The organism is uncultured Rhodospira sp. (assembly GCF_937138205.1).
Classification (GTDB): domain Bacteria; phylum Pseudomonadota; class Alphaproteobacteria; order Rhodospirillales; family Rhodospirillaceae; genus Rhodospira.
The window spans coordinates 1-25,228 of the sequence record NZ_CAKZOT010000011.1; the positions used below are offsets into that span (position 1 = coordinate 1).

The following is a 25,228-nucleotide window of genomic DNA, read 5'->3' on the forward strand; positions in this document are numbered from 1 at the left end:
CGGTCCAGGAAGTCGATGAGCCAATCCAGCTTGTCCGGCACCGCATGGCGCTTGTTCGAGGTGTAGAGCGTGATCAGGTCGCCCACCTTGCCGATCGCCACCTCGATCCCGAGCGTTTCCTGGTGGCGCACCACGGCCTCGGCGGCGGCGCGGGCGGCCTCCTTGGCTTGAACGGCCGCGCTACGGGCGCGAGTGGCCATCACGATGGACCACACAAGCCCGGCCAGCGTCAGAATCAGCCCGACAACGCCGATCCAATCACTGGCCCACGGCAACACCGGAACCCAACTGAAGCTTTCCAACGCAATACCAACTGTAGGCGCGGACTCCGGCATGGGCAAGCGACTCCGCCGCACGGAATGGGGACGAGGCGGCGCGCATCATACCTTTGCCGTCGGTGTCGCGCCAGTCCACCCTACGCCATCCCCAACTCCCGCCCCAGCACGACCAGCGCTTCTTCCAGCGGATCCATGATCTCGTCGATTTCGGGTTCGGTCAGGATCAGCGGCGGGCAGACCATGACGTGATCGCCCACATACCCGCCCCGGGTGCGGCGCCAATAGATGATGAGCCCCCGGTCGTAGGCCAGGTCCACCAGCCGCGCCGCCGCCATCTTCTCCGGCGGCAGCGGCTCCATGGTCTCGCGGTCGGCCACCAGCTCGACCGCCAGCAGCAGGCCCTTGCCGCGCACGTCGCCGATGAAGCCGAAGCGGTCCTTCAGCCCCTCCAGCCGTGCCTTCAACAGATCGCCGATATGTGCCGCGTTGCCGGGCAGGTCGCGGCGCACGGTCTCCTTCAGCACCGCCAGCCCGGCGGCGCAGGCCAGCGGGTTGCCGGCGTAGGTGTAGCCGTGGATGAAGCCGCCGTGCTCCATCACCGCCTCGACCATGGTGTCGGACGCCACGACCGCCCCCAGCGGCGCGTACCCGGCGGCGAAGCCCTTGGACAGCGCCATCAGGTCCGGCTTCAGGTCCCAGTGCTCGGCGGCCAGGAAGCGACCGGTGCGGCCGGCGCCGGTCATCACCTCGTCATGGATCAGCAGCACGCCGTAGTGATCGCAGATCTCGCGGATGCGCGGATAGTAGCTGTCGGGCGCCACCAGGGCGCCGGTCGAGGCCCCGCCGACCGGCTCCATGATGAACGCCAGCACGGTGTCCGGCCCCTGGCGCAGGATCTCCGCCTCCAGCATGTCGGCGTAGCGCCGGCCGCGCTCCTCCATGGTCAGGCCGTCGCGATCCAGATAGCAGGTGGGCGCCGGGATCTTCGGCATTTCGTGCATCATGGGCGCGAACGGCGCCGTCATGGTCGTGTAGCCGGTCAGGGCCAACGCGCCCAGCGTGGCGCCGTGATAGCTGGGATAGCGCGCGATCACCTTGAACCGCGTCGCCTCGCCGATGGCCAGCGCGTACTGCCGCGCCAGCTTCAGGCAGCTTTCCACCGCCTCAGACCCACCCGAGACGAAGAACACGCGGTCCATGCCCTCCGGACTGAGGTCGGCCACCAGCCGGGCGAGCTGTTCGGCCGGCGCGTTCTCGAAATGCAGGCGGTAGCCGAACGTGGACTTCTCCATCTGCGCCCGCATGGCCTCCAGCACCACCGGGTCGGAATGGCCGATGTTGCTGACCATCGCCCCCGACGAGCCGTCCAGATACCGCTTGCCGGTGACGTCCCACATGTGCACGCCCCGCGCCCGGTCGAGCAGCGGCCGGCGTTGGCGCGACTGATAGAACAGGTGCGAGCGGGCCGGTCCGGCGTCCATGTCCGGCACGGCGGGGGCGTAGTCCGGCGGCGCCTCCGGGACGGGCGTGGGGTGATAGGGTCCGTGTTCCATGGGATGCCTTTCACCAGAGACAGGGCGGATCACGCGTCGCTGTCCCCGTCCAGCAGCACGCAGTCGTCGCCGCGCACGCGGATCCAGACCTCGGCGCCCTCGGGGAAGGGGGCGCGGTCGATGGGGTTGATGGCCTGCAGATCGACGCCCGCGCCGGGATCGCCGTCGTCGCCGATGGTGGTGAGGAAATACCGCGCGCTCTGGCCCAGGTAGTCCACGGTGCGCACCCGCCCGCGCATCAGGCTGTGGCCGGGCGCCGGGTCGTGGCGCTCGGCCAGCAGCAGGCGTTCGGCGCGCATGACCAACCGCACCCGCTCGCCTTCCGGCCGGCCGGCGCGGTCGCGGGTGTGGCTCAGGATCGACGCGCCAGCGTCGGTGATCACCTTGACGAAGCCGCCGTCCTCACCGGCCACCCGCCCGGCCAGGATGTTCGAATGACCGAGGAAGTCGGCGACAAACGCGCTGGCCGGCTCGTTGTAGACTTGGTCGGGTGGGCCGACCTGCTCGACCCAGCCCTGGTTCATCACCACCACCTGGTCGGACATGGCCAGCGCCTCGGACTGATCATGCGTGACGAACACCGTGGCGATGCCCAGTTCGCGCTGGATGCGCTTCAGTTCGACGCGCATTTCCTCGCGCAGGTTGGCGTCCAGCGCCGAAAGCGGTTCGTCGAGCAGCAACACATCGGGCTGAATGACGATGGCCCGGGCCAGGGCGATGCGCTGTTGTTGGCCGCCCGAAAGCTGGATCGGGCGGCGGTCCTCGACATGGGGGAGTTGCACCAAGGCCAGCGCCTCGCGCACCCGCTTGGTGACCTCGGCCTTGGGCACGTCGCGGTACTTCAGGCCGAAGGCGACGTTGTCGAAGACGCTCTTGTGCGGGAACAGGGCGTAGTTCTGGAACACCAGCCCCAGGTTGCGCTTGTGGATGGGAACCGACGTGACCGAGCGGCCCTTGACGCGAATGTCGCCCTCGGTCGGATCCAGCAGGCCGGCGATCATGCGCAGGGTCGTGGTCTTGCCGCAGCCGGACGGGCCGAGCAGGGTGACGAACGAGCCCTCGGGCACCGTCAGGTCGGTCTTTTGCACGGCCACGAAGGGGCCGAAGCGTTTCTCGACGCCCTGAAGGTCGACGGCGTGGGTGGCGTTGGCATCGGTCATGGGCGGGGGTCCATACGCGGGTGTCTGTCAGTCGAGATTGTAGGGTGCGTCTGGCGGCGGTGAAACCGCCGACGACGCACCGTCCGGCCGTTCAGCGGTGCGCCGTCGGCCGCGACGCGGCCTCTCAGGCGCACCCTACGCTTCTGCCGGTCATGCGGCGTCCCGTGGCCGCATCGGCCAGGCGCCCTGCTTCGCGGCATCCAGAACGACGACCTCCACAAGGCTGCCATCGGCGGCGAAACTGACGTGCGTGGACCAATCCTGCGAGACTTCCCGCACAATGGGCTTGTCGGACAGCCGCAGAGTGAGGATGTCATCGTCCGGGTCATACTGAGTCCGCATGATCACGCCTCCCACTCGAAATGATGCATTACGGTCTTGATGACGACCGCGTCCTCCAGCACCACCACCAAGCAGATCAGATTGTCTTCACGCTCGGGCACATGTTTCGCAATCCATCCCCTGATATCATCCTTCCATCGGACGTCGCCCGTTTCCAGGACATCCACCAGCATATCGACGGTTATCGCCCGATCCGACATTCGGTCGCGAGCGTGCCGAGTGAGGCGAACCTCCCGCTGAAAGCGCCGACTGAACATGGACCGTCTCTGCACTCTTGCATCCGCCGCCCGATCGTAGGGTGCGTCTGGAGACGGTGAAACCGCCGACGACGCACCGTCTGGCTATTCAGCGGTGCGCCGTCGGCCGCTACGCGGCCTCTCAGGCGCACCCTACGGCACTCTTACCGCCGACGACGCACCGTCTGGCTATTCAGCGGTGCGCCGTCGGCCGCTACGCGGCCTCTCAGGCGCACCCTACAGTCCTGCCGGTCTTGCGGCGTCCCGTGGCCGCATCGGCCAGGCGCCCTGCTTCGCGACATCCAGAACGACGACCTCCACAAGGCTGCCATCGGCCGAGAATCTGACCGGCCGTGAACGCTCTGAATCACCTCGTGTTTCAGAGTGTTCACGAATCTGCCCCAAGTCAAAGAGTAAGGGCGAGGTCTCGCCTCCCATTTGGTCCGCCGGGCGGCTCAAATGGGACGCGATCCGTCCTCCTGCATTGATCCAGACAAAAGATGCAATGAGCATCATTGCCTGGATTGAAAATGCACCAGATTCATAAAGTTGTGCAGCGACGTTTGCCGTCAAGGGTGAAGCCCTTGACGGCGTCGCTGCACCAGGAGTTCCTGTATCTTGCCGCCAGACGTTTGAGGTGACTCGTTCGCCGGACCCTTTTCTTGTTGTGTCCCGCGATCCCTCTGCCCCTTCCGACCCGTTCAGGATGACATTGTCTTGTATGGCACAGACACAACTGCCATCCCGACGGGAGCGGGGCGCCGAAAACAATGGTTTTGTGCGCCACGAATCACACCCCCGTCTCCTCCCCGATCATGGGGGGAGGAGACGGGCGGCGCACTTCGAACCAGAATGGATATCAAACGGACGCCGTCTGAAAACAAGAGCGGCGTCGGCCGTGCTGTCTTACGCCGTGGCGCCCTTGCGGCCCTTCAGCCAGCGACCACCGAACAGACCGCCAATGGCCGTCAGCAGGAACCACGCGGCGGCGGGCAGCGGGGCGACGGCGATGTAGTCGACGTCGAAACCGTCCTGCTGCTTGTCGGATGTATCGACCAGCGCGAGGAAGCGGAACGGCTCGGTGACCGAGAACATGGCCCCGCCCTGGGCATCGGCATTCGGGATGTCCGTGATGAAGAACCAATCAGCACCCGTGGTGCCACCCGTAAGGGGGTCGGTATCATCGAAACCCGTGGAATCCCAGTCCGCGATGGCATACACGTCAACTGACTCGGGCCAGTTGTTGCACCTGCCGTCACCGTTCGTGTCGTTGCAGGTATAGGTCGTCTCGATGACAACGCCGTCGGTCGTCGGAACAAACTCGCGACCGAAATCGAACACCGCCCAGTCATGATAGCCGATGCTGAGGAACTTGCCATCGCCAGCGACATCCACATTGCTGGGATCTTCGCGAGACGGATCATTAACGTCATTGTCAGTGTCCGCCCAGTACACGGTCGTCGGCGTGATCCACGCGGCCTGAGCACCGCTCGACACGCCAAACGCCAGGGCGAGGCCGACCACCGTCGCGGAGAGATAACCTGTCATCTTCATGGTAATACTCCTCGTGTCCTGTCCCGTGTGTCTTGAGGCTCTGAGTTCTTCGGTCACCCCAGGGCAATTCTCGATGTGTCATGTCCGTCATGTTTAAACGATGCGAAAACGCGAGAGGCAGCCCCCTCATCGGGTACCACCCACCTGCTCACTCTCCCCGCTCACTCTCAATGTCGAGGATTGCCGAAAATTAGATTGAATTCTATCCACCACATGGTGAGTCCACCGAAAGGTGGAACTGGCTGGCCCGCGCGCGCCGACAGCACGGAACCAACTCCACCATCTGGTGGAGGCGGCCTTGAACTGGATGACCGAATCGCTCAGTAAAAGAGCGTCATGAAGACGTTGTCACCCAAAAACAGGAGGAGTTGGCGTCCCTGACAGGGGCGGGGTTGGCCCCGCCGATCTGACAAGAGATCGAGTCGCAGCCTCAGATGTCGCCCGGTTCATGTTGCAAGCGCAACAGTTTTTGCCAACGCCGCAGATGCGGCGCGCACCGAACGTCCGGCCTTGCCGGCTCGTCCTGGGGTTTGTCACCAGATGCGGGGGCGACGCCCGACTCGGCGCCGAGCCTACTCCGCTACTCCGTATGCTCGAACGAGGGGTCGGGCACCGGCTCGCGCATGGTCACGAACTCCTCGGCCGCCGTCGGGTGGATGCCCACGGTGGCGTCGAAGTGCGCCTTTGTGGCCCCGGCCTTCATGGCGATGCCGATCCCCTGAATGATCTCCGGCGCGTCGGCGCCGACCATGTGCGCGCCCAGCACGCGGTCCGTCTCGCGCGAGACGATCAGCTTCATCATCGCCCGTTCGTCGCGGCCGGACAGGGTGGCTTTCATGGGCCGGAAGCGCGACAGGTAGACGTCCACCGGCTCGCGCGTCCGCGCCTCGCCCTCCATCAGCCCGACCGTGCCGATGGGGGGCTGGCTGAACACGGCGGACGGGATGGCGTCGTAATCGACCGCCGTCGGTGTGTCACCAAACACCGTGGCGACGAAGGCCATACCTTCCTTGATGGCCACCGGGGTCAGGTTGACGCGGTCGGTGACATCGCCGATGGCGGAAATCGAGTCGACCGAGGTGCGGCTGTACTGGTCGACGACGACGGCGCCGCCCTGGGCGGTCTCGATGCCGACGGCGTCCAGCCCCAGGCCCTCGGTGTTGGGCGCACGGCCGGTCGCATACATGACGGCGTCCGCCCGCATTTCCTCGGCGCAGTTGTTGAGCAGCGACAGGCTGCCGTCCTCGCATTTCTCGATCGATTGGATCTGGCATTCGCGGCGGATGCGGATGCCCTTCTTCTCCATCTCGGCGGCCAGCGTCGAGCGCACATCCTCATCGAAGCCGCGCAGGATCTGGCCGGCGCGGATCGCCTCCGTCACGCGCGAGCCAAGGGCGTTGAAGATGCCGGCGAACTCGACGGCGATGTAGCCGCCGCCCACAATGACGATACGGTCGGGGCGGGCCGGCAGGTCCAGCGCCTCATTCGACGTGATGGCGTGCTCGATGCCGGGGATGTCGGGCAGGATGGGCCGGCCGCCGACGGCGATCAGGATATGGCCTGCGGTATAGGTCTTGCCGTCCACCTCGACGGTGTGCGGGTCGACGATGCGCCCGCGTCCCTCCAGCAGCGTCACGCCAGCATCGCGCAGGAGGCGGTGGTAGACGCCCTCCAGGCGTTGCAGTTCGGTGTTCTTGTTGGCGATCAGCGCGCCCCAGTCGTGCCGGGCGCCGTCGACGGTCCAGCCGTAGCCGACGGCGTCCTCCAGCTCCTCGGCGACGTGCGCGCCGTAGACCAGCAGCTTCTTGGGCACGCAGCCGCGCATGACGCAGGTGCCGCCAACGCGGCTGGATTCGACGATGGCGACGCGGGCGCCGTACTGGCTGGCGGCGACGCGGCTGGCGCGCACGCCCCCGGATCCGGCGCCGAGGGTGATCAGGTCGTAATCGTAGCTCGCCATGCGTCCGGCCTTTCCTGTCAGGGGAACCCCGCCGGATCTGGCGCAATCCGGCCGTCATGGCAACCCCGGCCGGCCCATGGCGCGAGCCGGCGGGTCATGGCGCGTCTTATACCCGGCGACGGAAACCGTGACACGTTTTCCGGACCGTCGACACGCCACGTTGGGAGATCCCTCGCGTCCTGACGGACGCTTCGGGATGACAGATAAGTTTATTAAAAACAAAAACATACGTCATCCCGAGCGAGCGACAGCGAGCCGAGGGATCTCCCGCGCCGGCACCGCGCCCGGCGAATGGCGACGAGTCATGACTTCGGTCGGCTGGCATCAGGCCGCGTTGCGGTCCAGACGCGCCGGCAGGCGGGCCTCGGACAGCACCGCGTCCATGGCCTCGCCCTCCAGGGTCTCATCCTCCAGCAGGCGGGCAGCGCCGTTTTCCAGGACCTGCCGGTTGGCCTCCAGGATCGTCTTGGCGCGGTCCAGCGCGGTCTGGACCCGTGCCCGCACGGCGGCGTCGATGCGCTGCGCCGTGTCGTCGGCATAGGCGCGCCGGGGGCCGAGTTGCTGGGACAGGAAGTCCTGGCGCGGCTCCTCGTAGGCCACCGGCCCCAGGTCGCTATCCATGCCGTACTGCGTGACCACTTGGCGGGCGATGTCGGTGGCCTTGTTGATGTCGTCGGACGCCCCGGTGGTCACCCGATCGAACAGGACCATCTCCGCCGCGCGGCCGCCGAACAGGACCGTCATGCGGTTCTCCAACTCGTCTTCGCGCATCAGGTAGCGGTCTTCGGTCGGCCGTTGCATGGTGAAGCCCAAGGCCCCCATGCCGCGCGGGATGATCGAGATCTTGTGCACCGGGTCGACGCCCGGCAGCACGCGGGCGACGATGGCGTGGCCCATCTCGTGGTGGGCGATGACGCGGCGTTCGTCGTCCTTGAGAATGCGGCTCTTGTGTTCCAGGCCGGCGACGATGCGTTCGATGGCGCTGGTGAAGTGATCCAGCGTCACCGCCGGGGCATCCTCGCGCGTGGCGACGATGGCCGCCTCGTTGACCAGGTTCTCCAGGTCGGCCCCCGTGAAGCCCGGGGTCAGGCCGGCCACCTGATCGAGATCGACGTCGTCGGCCAGGGTGACCTTGCGGACATGCACGTCCAGGATTTGCCGGCGGCCCTTGCGGTCCGGGCGGTCGACCAGAACCTGGCGGTCAAACCGGCCGGCGCGCATCAGCGCCGGGTCCAGCGACTGCGGTTGGTTGGTGGCCGCCAGCACGACGATTTCCGTGCGCGGGTCGAACCCGTCCATCTCGTTCAGAAGCTGGTTGAGCGTCTGTTCCTTCTCGTCGTGGCCGCCGCCGGCCATGCCGCCGCCACTGCCGCGCGCCTGGCCCAGGGCATCCAGCTCATCAATGAAGATGATGCAGGGCGCGTGTTCCTTGGCCTGTTCGAACATGTCGCGCACGCGGGAGGCACCGACGCCGACGAACATCTCGACGAACTCCGAGCCGGAAATCTTGATGAACGGCACGCCGGCCTCGCCGGCCACCGCGCGGGCCAGCAGGGTCTTGCCGGTGCCGGGCGGTCCGGCCAGAAGGATCCCCTTGGGCTGGCGCGCGCCCAGGCGGCCGTAGTGCTTGGGGTCGGACAGGAACGAGACCGTCTCCTCCAGCTCGTGCTTGGCCTCCTGGATGCCGGCCACGTCGTCGAAGCGGGTGCCGGTGTCGCGCTCCATGTAGATCTTGGCCTTGCTCTTGCCGATCTGCATCAGCCCGCCCATGCCCTGCTGCTGCTGGGCGGCCATGCGCCGGATGGCGAACCACCACAGGCCGAAGATGATGGCGAAGGGGATCAGCCACGACAGCATGTTGGCGAGGAAATCGCTTTCGATGCGGCCGTCATAGGCGACGTCGTATTGCTTCAGATCGGCGGCGAAATCCGGGTCGATGCGGGTGGTCGTGAACCGCGTCGGCCCGCCCTCCTCCAGGGGCTTGGCCAGGGTGCCGGCGATGGTGTCGTTGGAGACGGCGACCCGTTCGATCTGACCCTCGGCCAGCAGGCTCTGGAAGCGGCTGTAGTCCAGTTCCGTCACCGGGTTCTGCAGACCCCACCAGATCTGGAAGATCAGGAACGCGGACAGCGCGGCGATCGCATAGCGGACGTTCAGATCGTTCCACCAGCGTTGATCCGAGTCGCCGTCTTTGCCTGATCGTGCGCGGGTGTCGTCGCGCTCGGTCTCCGGACGGGCCTTGCGGTCGTCGGGCGTCTTGTCGCGCCCGAATGAGGGAAGCGCCATGGTCGTCTGCCTCCTGAGAGGGTGAGTCTCCATCGGCAAAACAACGCGGTCTCGCGGGTCGGGGTTCCAACAAACCGCCCCGACGCCGCGCGCGGACCGCAGCGGGGTCATCCGCTGGCTGGGGACTCGGGTGCGCTGCCGCTGGCGGTGGCGAAATGGCTAAGCACGAACCAGTCGCGAAATCGTCGGCGTTCCGCCGTCGGTCCGTCGAGGTGGAGCCGGCCATCTTCCAGTGCCGCCTCGAGCCCGATGTGGCCGAGCCAGACCTCGACAACGTGCCGGATATGCCCCGAGACCCAGAGATCCACATCAAAGCCCGGGTCACGCGTACAGATGTCGATGTCGTCCGACTCGAACACCAGCCAGTATTGGCGTTTCGACGCGGTCACGCCATCCAGGCGAAAATACACCACCTTGCGGTCATCCTGGAGCCCCTGGGAGTCCCGCACATGGCGCCGGATCTCCCACATCAACAGGTACGGGTTGAGGTTTTCCGGCCGGGTGATCTCGTGCCGTAGCCATTGCTGCGCCCACACCCCCATCTGCTCCAGCACCGGGAACAGGGCCTCGCCGGCCGGCGTCAGGCGATAGACGTGCCCGTGCCCGGAGGCCGCTTTCTCTCGCGTGATGATCTGCGCGTGTTCCAGTTCGTCCAGCCGCCGCGCCAGCAGGGCCGTGGACATGCGCGGCACGCTTTCGCGGATCTCTGAGTACCGCGTCGCCCCCATGCACAGCGCCCGCAGAACGAGCGGAGTCCAGCGTTCGGCCACGATCTCCGCCGTGACCGCGATCGGGCAGTACTGTCCATATCCGCTTGACGTCGTCATGCCCGACACATGGGCGTTCGTCTGACCGTCGGCAACTTCAGATCCTGAAGTTGTTCCAACATGCATCGCCGCGCAGGCTGGTCCCAGACACAGCAAAGGGAGGACATCCCCATGCCGACCATGACTGACCGAATTGACCTGACGCGCGTTCTTGACGAACTTGGCCCCGGTGTCGCGGCTGGCGCGGCCGAGCACGACGCCCAGGACACCTTCGTCGCCGAGCATTACGACCGGCTGCGCGAGGCCCGGGTCTTCTCGGCGCTCGTTCCGACGGAGATGGGCGGCGGCGGCGCGACACACCGCGAGATGTGCGCCTTCCTGCGCGGGCTGGCGCGGGCCTGTCCGTCGACGGCGCTGGCATTGTCGATGCACCAGCATCTGGTCGCGGCGGCGGTCGCCAACCACCAGGCCGGCCGCGCCGGTGCCGCGTTGCCGGAAAAGGTCGCCGCGCACGAACTCGTCCTGGTCAGCACCGGCGCCAACGACTGGCTGGAGTCCAACGGGACTGTCGAGCCCGTGCCCGGCGGCTACCGCGTCTTCGCCGTCAAGCCGTTCGCCAGCGGCTCGCCGGTGGCCGACATGATGGTCACCTCGGCCGCCTTCGACGGTGCCGAGGGCGGCCCGCAGGTGCTGCATTTCCCGGTGCCTCTGAGCGCCGAGGGCATCGAGTTGAAGGACGACTGGCGCACAATGGGGATGCGCGGCACCGGCTCGCAGACCGTGCGGCTCGACGGCGTGTTCGTGCCGGAGGAGGCGGTCGTGTTGCGGCGCCCGCGCGCCCCGTTCCACCCGGCGTTCGCCGTGATTCTGACCGTCGCCATGCCGTTGATCTCCTCGGTCTACCGGGGCACGGCGGAGCGGGCCGGCGAGATCGCGCTGGAGGCCGCGCGGTCGCGCGCCGACGATCAGCTGACCCAGATCCTCGCCGGGGAACTGGGCAACGCGCTGACCACCGCCGGGATCGCGACGGACGCCATGATCGACATGGCTGAGGGTTATGCGTTCACGCCGAGCGCGGCGCTGGCCGCCGACGTGTTGACGCGCAAGACGCTGGCCGCCAACGCCTCCATCGCGGCGGCCACCAAGGCGCTGGAACTGGCGGGCGGGGGCGGCTACTTCCGCAAGATGGGGCTGGAACGGTTCCTGCGCGATGTGCAGGGGGCACGCTTCCATCCGCTGCCCGAGAAGAAACAGCACCTGTTCTGCGGCCGTCTGTCGCTGGGGTTGGATCCGGTGACCGGCGCGGCGCCGGACCAGGCGCGCAAGGCCGCGTAATACCGACCGACGAAAAGGGTGACCTTTTCGGAGGGCGGCCGGCGCGAACGCGCCGGCGCCGCGAAGCGGCGGAGCCGCGCGCCCCGAAGGGGCGCCGCGGCGAAAAAAAACAAAGACTCAACAACGCCGGCTGGGCATCGTGAAGGTCGCACGAGTCAATCCTATCGTCGGCTGGTATAAGGGGCGCGAGAATGGGCGGGGCGGGCCGGACCGGCACATCCGGCCCGCCTTGCTTTGGTGGCGGCGGTCATGCTCAAAGAGGGCGGGGACGAGAAAGGCGAGACGCCCGACCGGCGCCGGCGTGGCGAGGCCTCCGCCCCCGCCCGAAGGAGGTCCGCCCAGCCGATGCTCGATCCGCCGCTGTCCGCCGCCGTGCCCCCCACCCAGTCCGTGTCCGTTCCGCTGGCCGGCGGCACGCTGCGCGTCGACACCGAGCACAGCGACCTGCCGCTGACCGCGCTGTGCGGGTTCGCCAGCCGGCGCAATCCGAAGCGGCCGTTCCTGTTCGTCAGCCGGGTGCTGGGGCGGCACCTGCCCGTCGCCCCCGCGACCCTGCACGACGTTCATGCGCGCCTCGCCGCCAAGCTGCCCGGGGACCTGCCGGGGCCGGTGGTGGTGATCGGCCTGGCGGAAACGGCGGTCGCCCTCGGGCAGGGCGTGCACGCGGCGTGGCGGGAGAGGACCGGCCGCGACGACGCGCTGTTCCTGCACTCGACGCGGTATCGCCTGGACCATCCTCTGCTGGGCACGTTCGACGAATCCCACAGCCACGCCACCGAGCACCTGTTGTACTGGCCCGCTGGCGCCGACACCCGGGCGCTGTTGGCCGAGGCGCGCAGCCTCGTCCTGGTGGACGACGAGGCCTCGACCGGAGCGACGTTCGTGGCGCTGACGCAGGCCTGCCGGTCGGCCATGCCGCGCCTGCAAACCCTCGCCTGCGTGACCATCACCGACTGGATGGGCGCGGAGCGGCGCGCCGCCGTCGCCGGGCGGCTGCCCGTCGACGCGGTGTTCGTCTCGCTGCTGCAAGGCCGGTTCTCGTTCGCGCCGTCGGACGCGCCGCCGCCGATCCAGCCTCACGTCACGGGCAACGGCGCGCCGAAGGATCACCTGCTGCCGGGCAACTGGGGGCGGCTCGGCCTGCGCGCGCCACCGTCCCTGCCGCCGCACGTCGAGGCCCTCACCACCCGCCCGGGCGAGCGCATCCTGGTGCTGGGCACCGGCGAGTTCGTCTATCCGCCCTACCAACTCGCCCGCCGGCTGGAAGCCATGGGAGCGGAGGTCCGCGTGCAGGCGTCCACGCGCTCGCCGATCCTGCCGGGGGGTGCGATCGCCGATGCCCTGGAGTTCCCGGACGCCTACGAGGACGCAATCCCCAACTTTCTTTACGGCATCCAGGCCGGACAGTATGATCGCGTCCTGATCTGCTACGAAACCCCGCCGTCGACGGCGCAGCACCGCCTGATCGAAGCGGTGTCCGGCGAGCCCGTCCATTTCAACCCCGTCCATCTCCAACCGGACCAGGCATGACATGGGGCGCGTCGTCTTCGTCGATCTCGACGATACCCTCTTTCAGACCGCGCGGAAGGACCCCACGGCCACCCGGCTGGCGGCGGTCGACGGGCAGGGCGCGCCGCTGTCGTTCCAGTCGGATCGGCAGGCCAGCCTGCTGGACTGGCTGAGCGACGGCGCGCGGGTGATCCCGGTGACCGGCCGCAACGTGCAGGCGTTCCGGCGCGTCACCCTGGACTTCGGCGACCGCGCCATCTGCTCCTTCGGCGGGGTGGTGCTCAATGCCGATGGAACGCCGGACCCGGCGTGGCACGGCCGCATGGCGGCGGCGGCCCCAGCGGCGGCGCCAGCGCTCGACACCCTGCACGCCGCGACCCGACAACGGGCCGAGGCCCTGGGCATCGACGTGCGTCACCGCGTCATCGATGACGCCGGCCTGCCCCTGTACCTGTCGGTCAAGCACAACGCCGGGTCCGGTGCCGAGACGGCACGGCTGGCCGAGGCGATGGCGCCGCACATGCCCGCCGGATGGACCATTCACCGAAACGGGTCGAACATGGCGCTGCTGCCGCCCTTCCTGGGCAAGGCGCACGCGGTTCGCTTCGTCATGGACGCGCTGCGGGAGGTGGACGGTCATCAGCCCCTGCTGACCATCGGCGTCGGCGACAGCCTGACCGACCTGGGGTACATGGCGCTGTGCGACTATGCCCTGACGCCCCGGGGCACGCAGATCGCCGACCTGTTCGCGCGCTGGACCCAGCCGGCGGCGGCCCATGATCCCCAAGAGGGGTCGGAGGACGCCGCATGACGCACCTCGCCTCCGCCTTCAGCGGCAGCTACGCGCCGGGGGACGTGACGTTCCTGCTGAAGCCGGTGGTCATGCCCACGGTCGACGTCGACACCAAGGAAGCCGAAATCCAGAGCGGCCGCCGGCACTATTCCGAGATGCTCAGCCCGGAGGAACCGCCGCCGCCGGCCTACATGGAGACCTTCCGCCGGGCCTTCGACGCCAACCGCGCGCGGGTGGGCCGCGACGTGGCCAGCCTCGCCAAGGCGCTGGCCGACCGGCCGGGGCGCGAGGTGGTGCTGGTCAGCCTGGCGCGGGCCGGCACGCCCATCGGCGTGCTGCTGCGCCGCACGCTGGAGATCCTCGGCCGCTCGGCCGTGCACTACTCGGTGTCGATCATCCGCGACCGGGGCCTGGACCTGACGGCCATGCGGGCCATCCTCGCCCGGCACACCGCGTCCGACGTGGTGTTCATCGACGGCTGGACCGGCAAGGGCGCCATTCGCGGCGAGTTGAGCCGCAGCACCGCCCGCGACTGCCCCGAGTTGGCCGCCGCGCCGCTGTGCGTGCTGTCCGACCTAGCCGGGGTGGCCGATCTGGCGGCCGGGGACGAGGATTACGTGATCCCGTCGGCCATCCTCAACGGCATCATCTCCGGGTTGGTCAGCCGCAGCGTGCTGTCGGACGCGGTGGTCGGCCCCGGGGACTTCCATGGCTGCGTGGTGCTGGACCATCTGGCGCCGCACGACCTCAGCCGTTGGTATGTGGACGCGCAGATGGACGACGTGCGCGCCCACCTGGACGCGGCGGCGCCAGCCCAGTGGGACCCGGCGCGGCGGGAAGAAGCGGCGCGCGTCTCGGCGGCGTTCGTCGAAGACATGCTGGCGCGGACCGGCGTGGGAGACCGCAACCGCGTCAAGCCCGGCATCGGCGAGGCCACGCGGGCGCTCTTGCGCCGCGTGCCGCACCGGCTGTTCGTGCGCGACGCCGGCACGGCCGACCTCGCCCATCTCTTGACCCTGGCCGCCGCCAAGGGCATCACCCCCGACATCGACCCCGATCTGCCATACGGCGCCTGCGCCATCATCAAGACCTTGGGACCCGGATGACGCCACAGTACCTCCGCCTGGGCGCCACGCTCTATGTGCCGGCGACGCGGCCCGATGTCGCCGCCGTGGCCAACGGCGAGCGGCTGCCCAACGTGCGCTCGGTCATCGTCTGCACCGAGGACAGCGTGCATCCGGCTCAGGTCCAGGCCGCGCTGGAGAGCTTGAGCGACAGCCTGCCCCGCCTGCGGGACGACGGGCCGCGGGTGTTCGTCCGGCCGCGCTCGCCGGAGGTGCTGGACCGCATCCTGGCCATGCCGGGCATCGAGCGTGTCGCCGGGTTCGTGCTGCCCAAGTCGACGGTGGACAGCCTGACGGCGTACGCCGCCCAGGTGCCCGACGGCTTCACCCTGATGCCCACCCTGGAGACGCCCGACGTGTTCGACCCGGGGGCCATGGTGGCGCTGCGGGCGTGGCTGCAGGCGTCCGAGCTGCGGCCGCGCATCCTCGCCATCCGGGTCGGCGGCAACGATATCCTCAATCTGCTCGGCATCCGCCGACGCCCGGGGCGCACCATCTACGACACCGCCGCCGGACCCGTGGTGGCGTCCCTGGTGGCCGCGTTCCACCCGTTCGGGTTCGCCGTCACGGCGCCGGTGTTCGACGACTTCGGCGACCTGGACACCCTGCGGGCGGAGGTCTCGCGCGACCTGGATCACGGCCTGATGAGCAAGAGCGCCATCCACCCCGCCCAGATCGAGCCGATTGAACAAGGCTACCGCGTGCCGCGCGGCGACGTGGAGGCCGCGCGCCGGATCCTCGATCCGCACGCCAAGGCCGTCTTCCAGGTGGACCGCGTCATGTGCGAGCCGGCCACCCACACCCGCTGGGCCCGCATGATCGTCGAGCGGGCGGAGGCCTTCGGCATCGAACCGCCGGACACCGAGCCGGCGGCCCCCCGGGACGCCTCCCGGGACACGCCCCAGGACGCCCCCCTGGGGCGGCGGCTGGCTCTGCCCTGAGCCCGGCGGCTCTCGACGCTAATCGATGCATTCTGTGTCTGGCCAACGGCCATCCGGCCACCTAAATACGGGGGGCACGGACGCGGACCGCGCTCGTGCGCCGGATGACCCTGCCAAGTCAAGGCACGAGGCGGCCTGTGTCGCGCGCGAGAATTGCTACGTAAACGAGTGAATCCGGGTGATTGTCACTTGACACGCTTTTTCGGCGCCAACACACTTTCGCCGCCCGGCGTTGGCACGATCATAGAAGACGGGGCCACGGGTCCCCGTTTTCCCTCGCGCCCCCGCGTCCGCGTGGGCCTGAAATCCCTGTTTCATCTCAGCATGACTTAGGAGGACTCCCATGGCCGTTTCGCTGTCCAAGGGCGGCAACGTCTCGCTTAGCAAGGAAGCCCCGGGCCTGACCGCCGTCAATGTCGGTCTGGGCTGGGATCCCCGTGTCACCGACGGGTCCGCGTTTGACCTTGACGCCTCGGCGTTCCTGCTGAACGAAGGCGGCAAGGTCCGCGCCGACACCGACTTCATCTTCTACAACAACCTGAAGTCCACCGACGGCTCGGTCGAGCACCTGGGCGACAACACCACCGGCGTCGGCGAGGGCGACGACGAGGTCGTCTCCATCGACCTGTCCAGGGTGCCCGCCGACGTGAACAAGATCGCCTTCACGGTCACCATCCACGAGCCCGAGGCGCGCAAGCAGAACTTCGGCCAGGTGGCCAACGCCTTCATCCGCGTGGTGAACAAGGCGGACAACAAGGAAATCGCCCGCTACGACCTGTCGGAGGACTACTCCACCGAGACCGCGCTGATCTTCGGCGAGATCTACCGCCACGGCAGCGAGTGGAAGTTCAAGGCCGTCGGCCAGGGCTTCGCGGGCGGCCTCGGCCCCCTCGCCAAGAACTACGGCGTCAACATCGGCTAACGGGAGGACCGCATGAGTGTCTCCCTGACCAAGGGGCAGAAGGTCAGCCTGTCCAAGGACGGCGGCAGCCTGACCCGCATCTTCATGGGCCTCGGCTGGGACGTGGCCAAGAAGGGCGGGTTCCTCGGCAAGCTGATGGGCGGCGGCGAGGTCGACCTGGATGCGTCGTGCCTGGTGTTCGACGAGTCGAAGACCATGGTGGACCAGATCTGGTTCCGCCAGCTCAAGGGCATGAAAGGCGCCATCGTCCACACCGGCGACAACCGGACCGGCGCGGGCGAGGGCGATGACGAGGTCATCAAGGTCGACCTGTCGAACCTGCCGGCCAATGTCTCCTCGCTGGTGTTCACGGTGAACTCCTTCACCGGGCAGGACTTCAACAGCATCGCCAACGCGTTCTGCCGGGTGGTCGACGACACGACCGGCGAGGAGCTGGCCAAGTTCACGCTGAGCGAGGCCGGGTCTCACACCGGTCTGGTCATGGCCCGCCTTTATCGCCACAGCGGCGATTGGAAGCTGCACGCCGTCGGCGAGAAGACATCTGGCCGCACGTTCCATGACATGATGCCGGCGATCACGGCCGCCCTGTAGGCCGCCGCCGGTCGCAGAGCAACGACAAGGAAGGGAAGGCACGCATGAGCGCTGTTGCCCTGGTGCCGGGCGCCAACACGGCCATCCCGGGCGATGGGACGATCGGGGTGGCGATCGGATGGGCCCCGGCGGCGCCCGCCGGCATGGAGATCGACGCGTCGGCCTTCATGATCGGGGCCGACGGCACGGTGCTGTCGGACGAGCACTTCGTGTTCTACGGGGCCGCCCAGGGTCCCGGCGGGACGGTGCGCTTCCTTCCCACCCTGTCGACCGGCGTGCCCGGGGATATCCAGGGGTTCGAGATCGACCTGCCGGCGGTGCCGCCGACGGTGCAGTCGATCGACATCTGCCTGACCATCCACGAGGGACAGACCCGGGGGCAAAAGTTCTCGAGCCTGTCCGGGGTGGTCGCGCGCGTCATGGCCGCCGGCACGGAGGTCGCCCGCTTCGACCTGTCCACCGGCGGCATGTCGGAGACCGCCATCACCCTGATGAAGGTCTACCGCCGCAACGACGCCTGGAAGGTCCGCGCCGTGGGCCAGGGCTTCGCCGGCGGGTTGGCGCCGCTGGCCCGGCAATACGGCGTCGATATCGCCGAGGACGAGGCGGCGAGTGCCCCCCCGCAACCGGCGCCCCCGCCGCCCGCGCCGGAGCCCGCCCCGTCTTCGGTCAATCTCTCCAAGGTCACGCTGGAGAAACGGGGCCAGTCGGTGTCCCTGGACAAGAAGGCGGGCGCGGCCGGCTACGGCGAGATCATCTTCAACCTGAACTGGAACGAGCAGCCGCAGCAGCAGTCGGCCCAGCCGTCCCGGGGCCTGTTCGGCGGGCTCGGCAATCTGGGCGGCGGCCGCAACCGGGGCATCGACCTGGACCTGGGCTGTCTGTGGGACCTGCGGGACGGCGACAAGGGCGCCGTGCAGGCGCTCGGGGAAAGCTGGGGCCGCTACGACGGCCCGCCGTTCATCCGCCACGCCGGCGACGACCGCACCGGCGCCCTGGCCCAGGGCGAGACGATCCGCATCAACGGCGACCGGATCACGGCCATCTCTCGCATTCTCGTGTATGCGTTCATTTATGAAGGCGCGCCCAACTGGGCGGCGGCCGATGGCATCGCCACCGTGCGGGTGCCCGGCCAGCCGGACATCGAGGTGCGGCTGGACAATCCACGCTCGGGCTTTGGCATGTGCGCCATCGCCCTGATCGAAAACATCGGCGGAACCCTGAGGGTCACCAAGGAAGAGCGGTACTTCCGGGGCCACCGGGACATGGACGAGGCCTACGGCTGGGGTCTGCGCTGGACCGCCGGCTCAAAAGACTGAGGGATCACGACAATGTCATTCACGGACTGGCTGAAACGAAATGTGACCGAGGCGCGGGAAACGCTCAACGCCGAGGTGACCAAGTTCAAATCCAAGGACTTCCTGGAGGCCGTGGTGGCCGGGTGCGCCATGGTGGCGTTCGCCGACGGCGTCATCTCGCCCGAGGAAAAGCAGAAGATGATGGGCTACATGAAGTCCTCGGACCAGCTCAAGGTCTTCAATCAGAACGACGTCATCAAGATCTTCCAGAAGTACGTCGAGAAGTTCGAGTTCGACCCGGCCATCGGCACCGGCGAGGCCATGCAGGTGATCGGCAAGTTCCGCGACAAGCCCCAGGCCCAGCTCGTGGTGCGCGTCTGCTGCGCCATCGGCGCCGCCGACGGCGATTTCGACCCGAGCGAGAAGGAAGTGGTGCGCCGGATGTGCTCTGAACTGGGGCTCAATCCCGCCGACTTCGGGCTCTGATCCGGACACAGACGCGCCATTGCACGCCCGCTCCAGCGGGTCGACCAGGGCGGAGTGACACGATCGCGTGGGATCATGTTGATCCTGGCGGTCGCGTGGCTCCGCCCTCCATGTCTTCGGCCCCGTGACGACCCCAAGGAAATCGCCCCATGGAGCATTTCGGTTTTCCCGTCGAGACCCTCATCATCTTCTTCGTGGTCATCGGCTTTTCGGTGTTCATGGACCTGTTCGCCCACCGCCACACGAAGGAGATCTCGATCCTGGACGCCAGCCTCTGGTCCAGCTTCTGGATCGGTCTGGCCGTGGCCTTCTACGGGTACCTGTGGGTCCGCTTCGACAAGGAGTGGGCCGACCTGTACCTGGCGGGCTGGGCGTTGGAGAAGTCCCTGTCCGTGGACAACCTGATGGTGTTCATGGCCATCTTCGCGTCGTTCAACATCAGGGGCGCCCTGCAGCACCGCATTCTGTACTGGGGGATCATCGGCGCCCTGGTGTTCCGCGGCATCTTCGTCGCCGCCGGGACCGGCCTGTACTACATGGCGCCGTGGGTGGGCTACCTGTTCGCCCTGGCCGTCGCCTGGTCGGGCTGGAAGATGCTCGCGGCGCGCGATCAGGACGAGAATCTCGTTGACTACTCCGATCATTGGTCGGTGCGCCTGACGCGGCGGGTCATGCCGATCTTCCCGCGCCTGCACGCCGAGCGGTTCTTCGTTACGCGGGGCCTGGTGCAGGACCTGAAGAAGGCCGACCCCAGCATCGAGATTCCCAAGGATGCCTCGCTGTTCGTCACCCCGGCCTTTCTGTGCCTGATGGTCATCGAGACGTCGGACGTGATGTTCGCCTTTGACTCGGTGCCCGCCGTCATCGCCGTGACGCAGGAGCCGCTGTTGGTCTACGCGGCCATGATCTTCGCCGTGCTGGGCCTGCGGTCGCTGTACTTCGTGCTGGCCGCGTTGACGCGCTACCTGGTGCACCTGGAAAAGGCGGTGATCGCGCTGCTGTTCTTCATCGCCGCCAAGCTGGCGTTGCAGGCCACCGAGCATGTGTTCGACTGGCACGTCCTGCATATCAGTCCCAACGTGAGCCTGCTGGTGGTGCTGGGCACGCTGGGCGCGGGGATCGTCGCATCGTTCATCTGGCCCGGGGAGCAAAAGCCGGTCGAAGACCCCCAGGGCACGCCGGAGGATGGTCGGGACGCGCGCGCGGAGGAGACGCCGTAACGGACGGACAGGGCGCCCCCGTCGACCGCGTTGAAACGCACGGCCGGAGCGGCGTCACCAGACTTGTTTGACCGCGAGGAGTGGAGGTGTGCGCCCTCCCCAGCTTGCCCGGCCTTGATTGCCCGGCCTTGATTGCGCGGGGGTGCCGCCCAACCTCTTGTCCCGACGTGATCGGGCGGCAACGCCTGTTCCCCGGAACCAAGAGGAGACCCCGATGCTCGACGATCCCACGAAACGCGCGCTCGACGCGCCGGCCCTTGATGTGCTGTTCGAGAGCGCGCGGACCCATTCCAACTGGCGGTCCGGCGACATCGACGAGGCAACACTTCGGCGCCTGTACGACCTGCTGAAGATGGCGCCGACCAGCGCCAACTGCCAGCCGGGCCGGTTCCTGTTCGTCCGCAGCCGCGCCGCCAAGGAAAAGCTCGCGCCGTGCCTGATGGAGGGTAACCGCGACAAGACCATGGCCGCGCCGGTCACGGTGATCGTGTGCTACGACCTGGAATTCTATCAAAAGCTTCCCGCGTTGTTCCCGCACGCGGACGCCAAGAGCTGGTTCGAGGGCAAGGACGACTTCGCCCGCGAGACGGCCTTCCGCAACGGCACGCTTCAGGGCGCCTATCTGATCATGGCCGCGCGCGCCCTGGGCCTGGACTGCGGCCCCATGAGCGGCTTCGACAACGCCAAGGTCGACGAGGCGTTCCTGGACGGCACGACGTGGCGGTCGAACTTCCTGGTCAACCTGGGATACGGCGATCCGGGCAAGCTGTTCCCCCGCGCGCCGCGTCCCGCGTTCGACGACATGTGCCAGGTGGTGTAGGCGTGGGAGCCCGGCGCGGCCGGATCACGTCCGGTCGCGGCGCCGCGACAGCGCCCACAGGGCGATGCCGACCAAGCCCAGGATCATGCCCAGGCCGCCGGCGATGTCCTTGACGCGGATGCGGGCCTCGGCCTCGGCCTGCGCCTCCAGCAGCGGGCGGATCTGGCGGGCGACCGCCGCCTCGACCCGGGCCTCGATCAGCGCCGCCAGACGCTCGTCCGTCGGGTCCGGCTGGTCCTGAGGCGCGGGCGTCGTGACGGCGGCGGTCGGGGAGGGCGAGGACGGTGGCGCGGCCCCGCCGAAGCGGTCCCCGTCCAGGGTGATGGACGCCATGTGTCCGTCGCCCACCTTCAGAGTGATGGTCACGCCCTGCGGGGCCGGCCCCTCCGGTGTGAATGAGAACCGGCCCTCGGCGTCGGCGGTGCCCTCGAAGACGACCCGGCCGTCGCCGGTGGTCGCCGTTACCGCCGCGTTGCGCGCGCGGCCGCCGCCGACGAAGAAGCCGTAACCCGAAACCTCCCCCGCCTCGACGGTGGCGAACACCTTCATATTGTGCGCGGCGGCCGGGCCGACCAACGGACCCAGCAGAAGCACCAGCCCCAGGCACGCCGCGCGAACGCTGGCGGTGATCATTGCCCCACGCGCGGCATGTCGGTGGTCTTGACCCACATCAGCGCGCCGGCCTCGATCGGTGCCTCTTGCCCGTCAGGCGCGGTCATCGTCTGGTCGGCTTCGGTGAGCGCGGCGAAGCCCCACCAGCCGGCCAGCGGCATGGTGTAGGCAAACACGCCGTGCGCGTCGGCCTTGATGACCTGGGTGACGAAGGCGTCGTTGGGCGGATCGACGCGGCCGTCGTTGATGAACTCCACCTCGACCTCGGCATGGGGCACCGGTTCGCCGTCCTTCAGCACCACCCCGCGAAAGGTGTTGCCGGTCCACAGACCGGTGGGGCGCACCAGGGGCTCGATCTCCACCGGCAGCCCGACCATGGTGTCCCATCCCTCGCCCGAGGCCCAGCTGTCGACCACGACCTTGGTGTAGTGGATGATGAACTTGCCCTCGGCCGGCTCCCAATAGGGCGCGGGCTCGACAAAGAACACCGCTGCGCCGGGCTCGGGCAGGGCGTGGGTGGCGGTCCAGGTCGGCACGCCGTCGATCGGGCGGGGCTCCAGCGAGTCCAGCAGGTCCACGGTCTCGCCGCCGGCCACCACGCCGAAGCGGCGCGGCGTGTCCATGGGCATGACCGGCCCACCGTCGACCGGATGGGTGAACACCATCTCCAGGGTGACGTCGCCGCCTTCGGGCAGGACATCGGCCTCGGGGATCAGTTCCTGGAAGTGAGCGGCCGCCGGCATGGCCAGCAGCGTCCATCCCACCGTCAGGGCCGCCGTCAGGGCCGCCATCAGGCCCAGGCGCGGTGTCGCAGGCATTCCGTCTCTCCCGTGTTGTTTTAGTAGTGGGCGCGCGGCCACGAACAGGGCATCGCGTATGAAGAACGGGAAGAAACCTCACACGGAGTGCCGGCGTCTGTCAAGCGCCCGGCCGCCGCCGCGTGTCGCGCCGTTGCGGGCACCGGCCGGGCGGATCATCATGGCGCGCCCCGCTTGCGCCGGCCCGCGGCCGCGCATGGACCCCCTTTCGGAGCCATGGACATGGAACGCGTCACCATCTCGATCGACGGCGACCTGTTGACCACTCTCGACGACCTGATCGCCCGGCGCGGCTACGCCAACCGGTCGGAGGCCGTGCGCGACATCCTGCGTCAGGCGATCGGCGTCGACGACCCCGACACCGCGCACGAGGAGCGCGAGGCGCCCTGCCTGGGCGCGCTCAGCTACGTCTATGACCACGCCCGGCGCGACCTCGGCCGCCGCCTGATCGAGACCCAGCACCACCACCACGATCTGACGGTGGCCACCCTGCATGTCCACCTGGACCACAGCTCTTGCCTGGAGGTGGCGGTCCTGCGCGGCACGCCGGCCGACCTGCGCGCCTTCGCCGACAGCGTCACCACCCAGCGTGGGGTGCGGTACGGCGGGTTGCAGTTGATCCCGGTGGCGCGTGATCCGGCGTGAGGCCGATGGCCCCGGGAGACCCTCAACACGCGGCCGGCAGCGTGATGGTGAAGGTCGAGCCCTGTCCCGGCACGCTCTCGGCGGACAGACGGCCGTTGTGGCGCTCGACCAGTTCCCTTGATACCCGCAGGCCGAGGCCGGTGCCCATCTCATTGGCGGTGCCGGCGGTGGACGGGGCCTCGCCCGCGCCGAGCACCTTGGCCAGCACCTCCGGCGTCATGCCGATCCCCGTGTCGGCCACGCGCACCAGGACATCGCCGCCCTGGTCGGTTTCGACGGCGACCGAGACCCGCCCGCCCTCATGCGTGAACTTCAGGGCGTTGCTGACCAGATTGCGGATCGCGGTCGTCAACATGTAGCGGTCCACGCACCCCTTGACCGGTGACGCCGAGACCGAAACCGTGATCCCCTTGCGCTGGGCCACGGCGGCCAGCGCCTTGACGGCCTCGTCCACGATCGGCCCGAGCGGCTGCTGGACGGGGTCCGGCGTGCCCGTCTCGCCCTGCAGCCGGGCCCAGTCCAGCAGCGTTTCCAGCAGGCCCAGCGCGTGCGTCGCGGCCTCCTGGATATGGCCGGCGTAGTCGAGCGCCTGGGGCACCGTGAGGGATTGGCCCAGCGAGGCCATCACCTCCGAATAGCCCAGGATGGGCGTGAACGGCCCCTTGAGATCGTGGCCGATGATGGAGAACAGCCGGTCCTTGTCGCGGTTGATGCGCTCCAGACGGGCGTGGCTTTCGGCCAGGGCGCGTTCCGCCTGCTTGCGGGCGGTGATGTCCTCGACCGTGGTGACCTTGAAGGGCTCGCCGTGGGCGTCGAAGAACCGCGCCGCGCCCACGCGGATCCAGATGCGGCGGCCGTCGGGACGCAGCACCTCCCACTCGCCCGGGATCTCCTCGGCGCCCTGGATGAAGGCGTCGTGGAGCCGGGTGGCCTCCTCCCGCTGCTCCGGGGGGACGACCATGGTGAAATGGCGGCCCAGCGCGTCCTCTTCCTGGAGACCATAGATCGCGCACCAGCCGCGCGAGACACTGACGAAATGTCCCGTGCGGTCGGTGATGCAGACGCCGGTCAACAAGGCGTCGTTGATGGCGGCCAGCACATCGACCGGATCCCAGTCATTGTGCGGCTTGAAAATCCCGTCCATTGCCTTGATCCGTGGACGTCCGAGGAGATGAAACCAATATAGCTTTGGCGGCGGCGGCGTCCAGCGCGCCGGCGCCCGGCCCGGCGCCGCAAACAGCATCATGACCGCTGGCCAGGTCGTTTCGATCTGACAATTTTCATAAATTGTTAAGGCAAAAAATCCTTGCCGTCACCGATGTTTAGCGGCATATTCTGGTATGTGGCCTTCAATGAATCAAACAGGGTTCGAGGACTCAATGATTCTGATCCGTCTGTTCGGCTGGTGCCTGGTGGGTGTCGCCTCGGTGGCCGCGTCGGCCGAGGCGGTGCTGGCGCTGAGCCCAGGCCAAGGTTCACCCCCCGGACTGGCTACCGGCGAGCTCTGGACGCTGTTGTCCGGGGTGCCGGCCAGCGCCTTTGCCTCGCCCGACCACTGGCTCGAGGTCATCGCCGCCACCGTCATGGTGCTGCCGGCGTGGGTGGCGTTCGCGTTGACCGGGCTGCTGTTACTGATGGTCGGCCGCCTGGGCCGCCGCCGCCACCGCCACAGCGCGTTCAACTGAGCGCACGCCCGTTCGCCGACCTATCTGTCGAGTAGGGGTGCCGGTCAACCGGTGCCCCTACTCGATGGCACGATCGCCTCCAAAAGGGAGAAAAAGGGTCAGGCGGGCGGCGCGGTCGTCCAATGCGCCGGGCGGTTCAGGCGGCTGGGAATTCGGGTGCGCTTGTCGCCGTTGGCGGGGTCGAGTTGGGCCTGGGTGATGCGTGTATCCCAAGCCGTAGGGTGCGTCTGGAGGCGGCGAAGCCGCCGACGACGCACCGGATGGCCGCGACGGCCGCGAGGCGGTGCGTCGCC

Annotated in this window: 26 protein-coding genes; 13 read left to right on the forward strand and 13 right to left on the reverse strand. The window is 68.2% G+C overall.

The window, feature by feature from the left end; translation table 11 throughout:
• From Q0309_RS01510 to Q0309_RS01550, 9 genes are all read right to left on the reverse strand, one after another.
• On the reverse strand, positions 1 to 335 hold a 335-nt coding region (locus Q0309_RS01510), incomplete at its 3' end, for a hypothetical protein (protein WP_299436692.1).
• A gap of 80 nt (positions 336 to 415) precedes the next feature.
• Positions 416 to 1,831, reverse strand: a complete 1,416-nt coding sequence (locus Q0309_RS01515; protein ID WP_299436695.1) for an aspartate aminotransferase family protein — start codon at positions 1,829 to 1,831, stop codon at positions 416 to 418.
• Between the two features lie 29 nt (positions 1,832 to 1,860).
• Positions 1,861 to 2,991 carry an ABC transporter ATP-binding protein gene (locus tag Q0309_RS01520; RefSeq protein WP_299436698.1) on the reverse strand — a complete coding sequence of 377 codons (1,131 nt, stop codon included), beginning with the start codon at positions 2,989 to 2,991 and terminating at the stop codon, positions 1,861 to 1,863.
• A gap of 150 nt (positions 2,992 to 3,141) precedes the next feature.
• On the reverse strand, positions 3,142 to 3,333 hold the full coding sequence (locus tag Q0309_RS01525) for a DUF2283 domain-containing protein (RefSeq protein WP_299436701.1): 192 nt from the start codon (positions 3,331 to 3,333) through the stop codon (positions 3,142 to 3,144).
• 2 nt (positions 3,334 to 3,335) lie between these two features.
• Entirely contained in the window at positions 3,336 to 3,590 is a 255-nt protein-coding gene (locus Q0309_RS01530; RefSeq protein WP_299436704.1) for a DUF4258 domain-containing protein, read from the reverse strand.
• Between the two features lie 885 nt (positions 3,591 to 4,475).
• Positions 4,476 to 5,123: a VPLPA-CTERM sorting domain-containing protein gene (locus Q0309_RS01535; protein ID WP_299436707.1), complete on the reverse strand. Its 648-nt coding sequence runs from the start codon at positions 5,121 to 5,123 to the stop codon at positions 4,476 to 4,478.
• A gap of 580 nt (positions 5,124 to 5,703) precedes the next feature.
• On the reverse strand, positions 5,704 to 7,083 hold the full coding sequence (gene gor / locus Q0309_RS01540) for a glutathione-disulfide reductase (RefSeq protein ID WP_299436710.1): 1,380 nt from the start codon (positions 7,081 to 7,083) through the stop codon (positions 5,704 to 5,706).
• A 324-nt stretch (positions 7,084 to 7,407) separates the two neighbouring features.
• Complete coding sequence (gene ftsH, locus Q0309_RS01545) at positions 7,408 to 9,369, reverse strand: ATP-dependent zinc metalloprotease FtsH (protein WP_299436712.1); 1,962 nt, start codon at positions 9,367 to 9,369, stop codon at positions 7,408 to 7,410.
• A 107-nt stretch (positions 9,370 to 9,476) separates the two neighbouring features.
• On the reverse strand, positions 9,477 to 10,196 hold the full coding sequence (locus tag Q0309_RS01550; protein ID WP_299436715.1) for a helix-turn-helix domain-containing protein: 720 nt from the start codon (positions 10,194 to 10,196) through the stop codon (positions 9,477 to 9,479).
• Positions 10,197 to 10,307: 111 nt separating this feature from the next.
• Here Q0309_RS01550 and Q0309_RS01555 point away from each other — a divergent pair, with 111 nt between their 5' ends.
• The 11 genes from Q0309_RS01555 to Q0309_RS01605 all read left to right on the forward strand — a co-directional run bounded on the left by Q0309_RS01555 (position 10,308) and on the right by Q0309_RS01605 (position 21,175).
• Positions 10,308 to 11,471: an acyl-CoA dehydrogenase family protein gene (locus tag Q0309_RS01555; protein ID WP_299436717.1), complete on the forward strand. Its 1,164-nt coding sequence runs from the start codon at positions 10,308 to 10,310 to the stop codon at positions 11,469 to 11,471.
• Between the two features lie 345 nt (positions 11,472 to 11,816).
• Positions 11,817 to 13,001 carry a phosphoribosyltransferase domain-containing protein gene (locus Q0309_RS01560; protein ID WP_299436719.1) on the forward strand — a complete coding sequence of 395 codons (1,185 nt, stop codon included), beginning with the start codon at positions 11,817 to 11,819 and terminating at the stop codon, positions 12,999 to 13,001.
• Between the two features lies 1 nt (position 13,002).
• Complete coding sequence (locus tag Q0309_RS01565; RefSeq protein WP_299436721.1) at positions 13,003 to 13,791, forward strand: hypothetical protein; 789 nt, start codon at positions 13,003 to 13,005, stop codon at positions 13,789 to 13,791.
• The gene (locus Q0309_RS01570) at positions 13,788 to 14,879 is read left to right on the forward strand and encodes a cysteine protease StiP domain-containing protein (protein ID WP_299436723.1); all 1,092 of its coding nucleotides are present in this window, start codon (positions 13,788 to 13,790) and stop codon (positions 14,877 to 14,879) included. Before Q0309_RS01565 ends, Q0309_RS01570 begins: the two co-directional genes overlap by 4 nt.
• Positions 14,876 to 15,838, forward strand: a complete 963-nt coding sequence (locus tag Q0309_RS01575; protein ID WP_299436725.1) for an HpcH/HpaI aldolase/citrate lyase family protein — start codon at positions 14,876 to 14,878, stop codon at positions 15,836 to 15,838. The genes Q0309_RS01570 and Q0309_RS01575 overlap by 4 nt, the downstream gene beginning before the upstream one ends.
• 343 nt (positions 15,839 to 16,181) lie before the next feature.
• On the forward strand, positions 16,182 to 16,760 hold the full coding sequence (locus Q0309_RS01580; protein WP_299436727.1) for a TerD family protein: 579 nt from the start codon (positions 16,182 to 16,184) through the stop codon (positions 16,758 to 16,760).
• Positions 16,761 to 16,772: 12 nt separating this feature from the next.
• The gene (locus Q0309_RS01585; protein ID WP_299436729.1) at positions 16,773 to 17,351 is read left to right on the forward strand and encodes a TerD family protein; all 579 of its coding nucleotides are present in this window, start codon (positions 16,773 to 16,775) and stop codon (positions 17,349 to 17,351) included.
• 44 nt (positions 17,352 to 17,395) lie between these two features.
• Positions 17,396 to 18,670, forward strand: a complete 1,275-nt coding sequence (locus tag Q0309_RS01590; protein ID WP_299436731.1) for a TerD family protein — start codon at positions 17,396 to 17,398, stop codon at positions 18,668 to 18,670.
• Between the two features lie 12 nt (positions 18,671 to 18,682).
• Positions 18,683 to 19,135, forward strand: a complete 453-nt coding sequence (locus Q0309_RS01595) for a tellurite resistance TerB family protein (protein ID WP_299436733.1) — start codon at positions 18,683 to 18,685, stop codon at positions 19,133 to 19,135.
• Positions 19,136 to 19,284: 149 nt separating this feature from the next.
• Entirely contained in the window at positions 19,285 to 20,355 is a 1,071-nt protein-coding gene (locus tag Q0309_RS01600; protein ID WP_299436735.1) for a TerC/Alx family metal homeostasis membrane protein, read from the forward strand.
• 214 nt (positions 20,356 to 20,569) lie between these two features.
• The gene (locus Q0309_RS01605) at positions 20,570 to 21,175 is read left to right on the forward strand and encodes a malonic semialdehyde reductase (protein WP_299436737.1); all 606 of its coding nucleotides are present in this window, start codon (positions 20,570 to 20,572) and stop codon (positions 21,173 to 21,175) included.
• Between the two features lie 24 nt (positions 21,176 to 21,199).
• On the opposite strand, the gene Q0309_RS01610 is transcribed toward Q0309_RS01605, so the two are convergent.
• Together Q0309_RS01610 and Q0309_RS01615 are read right to left on the reverse strand one after the other, a co-directional pair.
• Positions 21,200 to 21,808 (reverse strand): hypothetical protein, encoded by a 609-nt coding sequence (locus Q0309_RS01610; protein WP_299436739.1) that lies wholly within the window; start codon positions 21,806 to 21,808, stop codon positions 21,200 to 21,202.
• Positions 21,805 to 22,605, reverse strand: a complete 801-nt coding sequence (locus tag Q0309_RS01615) for a DUF4198 domain-containing protein (RefSeq protein WP_299436741.1) — start codon at positions 22,603 to 22,605, stop codon at positions 21,805 to 21,807. The genes Q0309_RS01610 and Q0309_RS01615 overlap by 4 nt, the downstream gene beginning before the upstream one ends.
• A 222-nt stretch (positions 22,606 to 22,827) precedes the next feature.
• Here Q0309_RS01615 and nikR point away from each other — a divergent pair, with 222 nt between their 5' ends.
• A complete protein-coding gene (gene nikR, locus Q0309_RS01620) occupies positions 22,828 to 23,250 on the forward strand; it encodes a nickel-responsive transcriptional regulator NikR (RefSeq protein WP_299436743.1) in 423 nt (140 codons plus the stop codon).
• Positions 23,251 to 23,272: 22 nt separating this feature from the next.
• Here the strand turns inward: nikR and Q0309_RS01625 are convergent, their stop codons facing one another.
• A complete protein-coding gene (locus tag Q0309_RS01625) occupies positions 23,273 to 24,394 on the reverse strand; it encodes a PAS domain-containing sensor histidine kinase (protein ID WP_299436745.1) in 1,122 nt (373 codons plus the stop codon).
• A 235-nt stretch (positions 24,395 to 24,629) separates the two neighbouring features.
• Here Q0309_RS01625 and Q0309_RS01630 point away from each other — a divergent pair, with 235 nt between their 5' ends.
• Complete coding sequence (locus tag Q0309_RS01630; RefSeq protein ID WP_299436747.1) at positions 24,630 to 24,935, forward strand: hypothetical protein; 306 nt, start codon at positions 24,630 to 24,632, stop codon at positions 24,933 to 24,935.
• Positions 24,936 to 25,033: 98 nt separating this feature from the next.
• Here Q0309_RS01630 and Q0309_RS01635 read toward each other — a convergent pair.
• On the reverse strand, positions 25,034 to 25,228 hold a 195-nt coding region (locus tag Q0309_RS01635), incomplete at its 5' end, for a hypothetical protein (protein WP_299436749.1).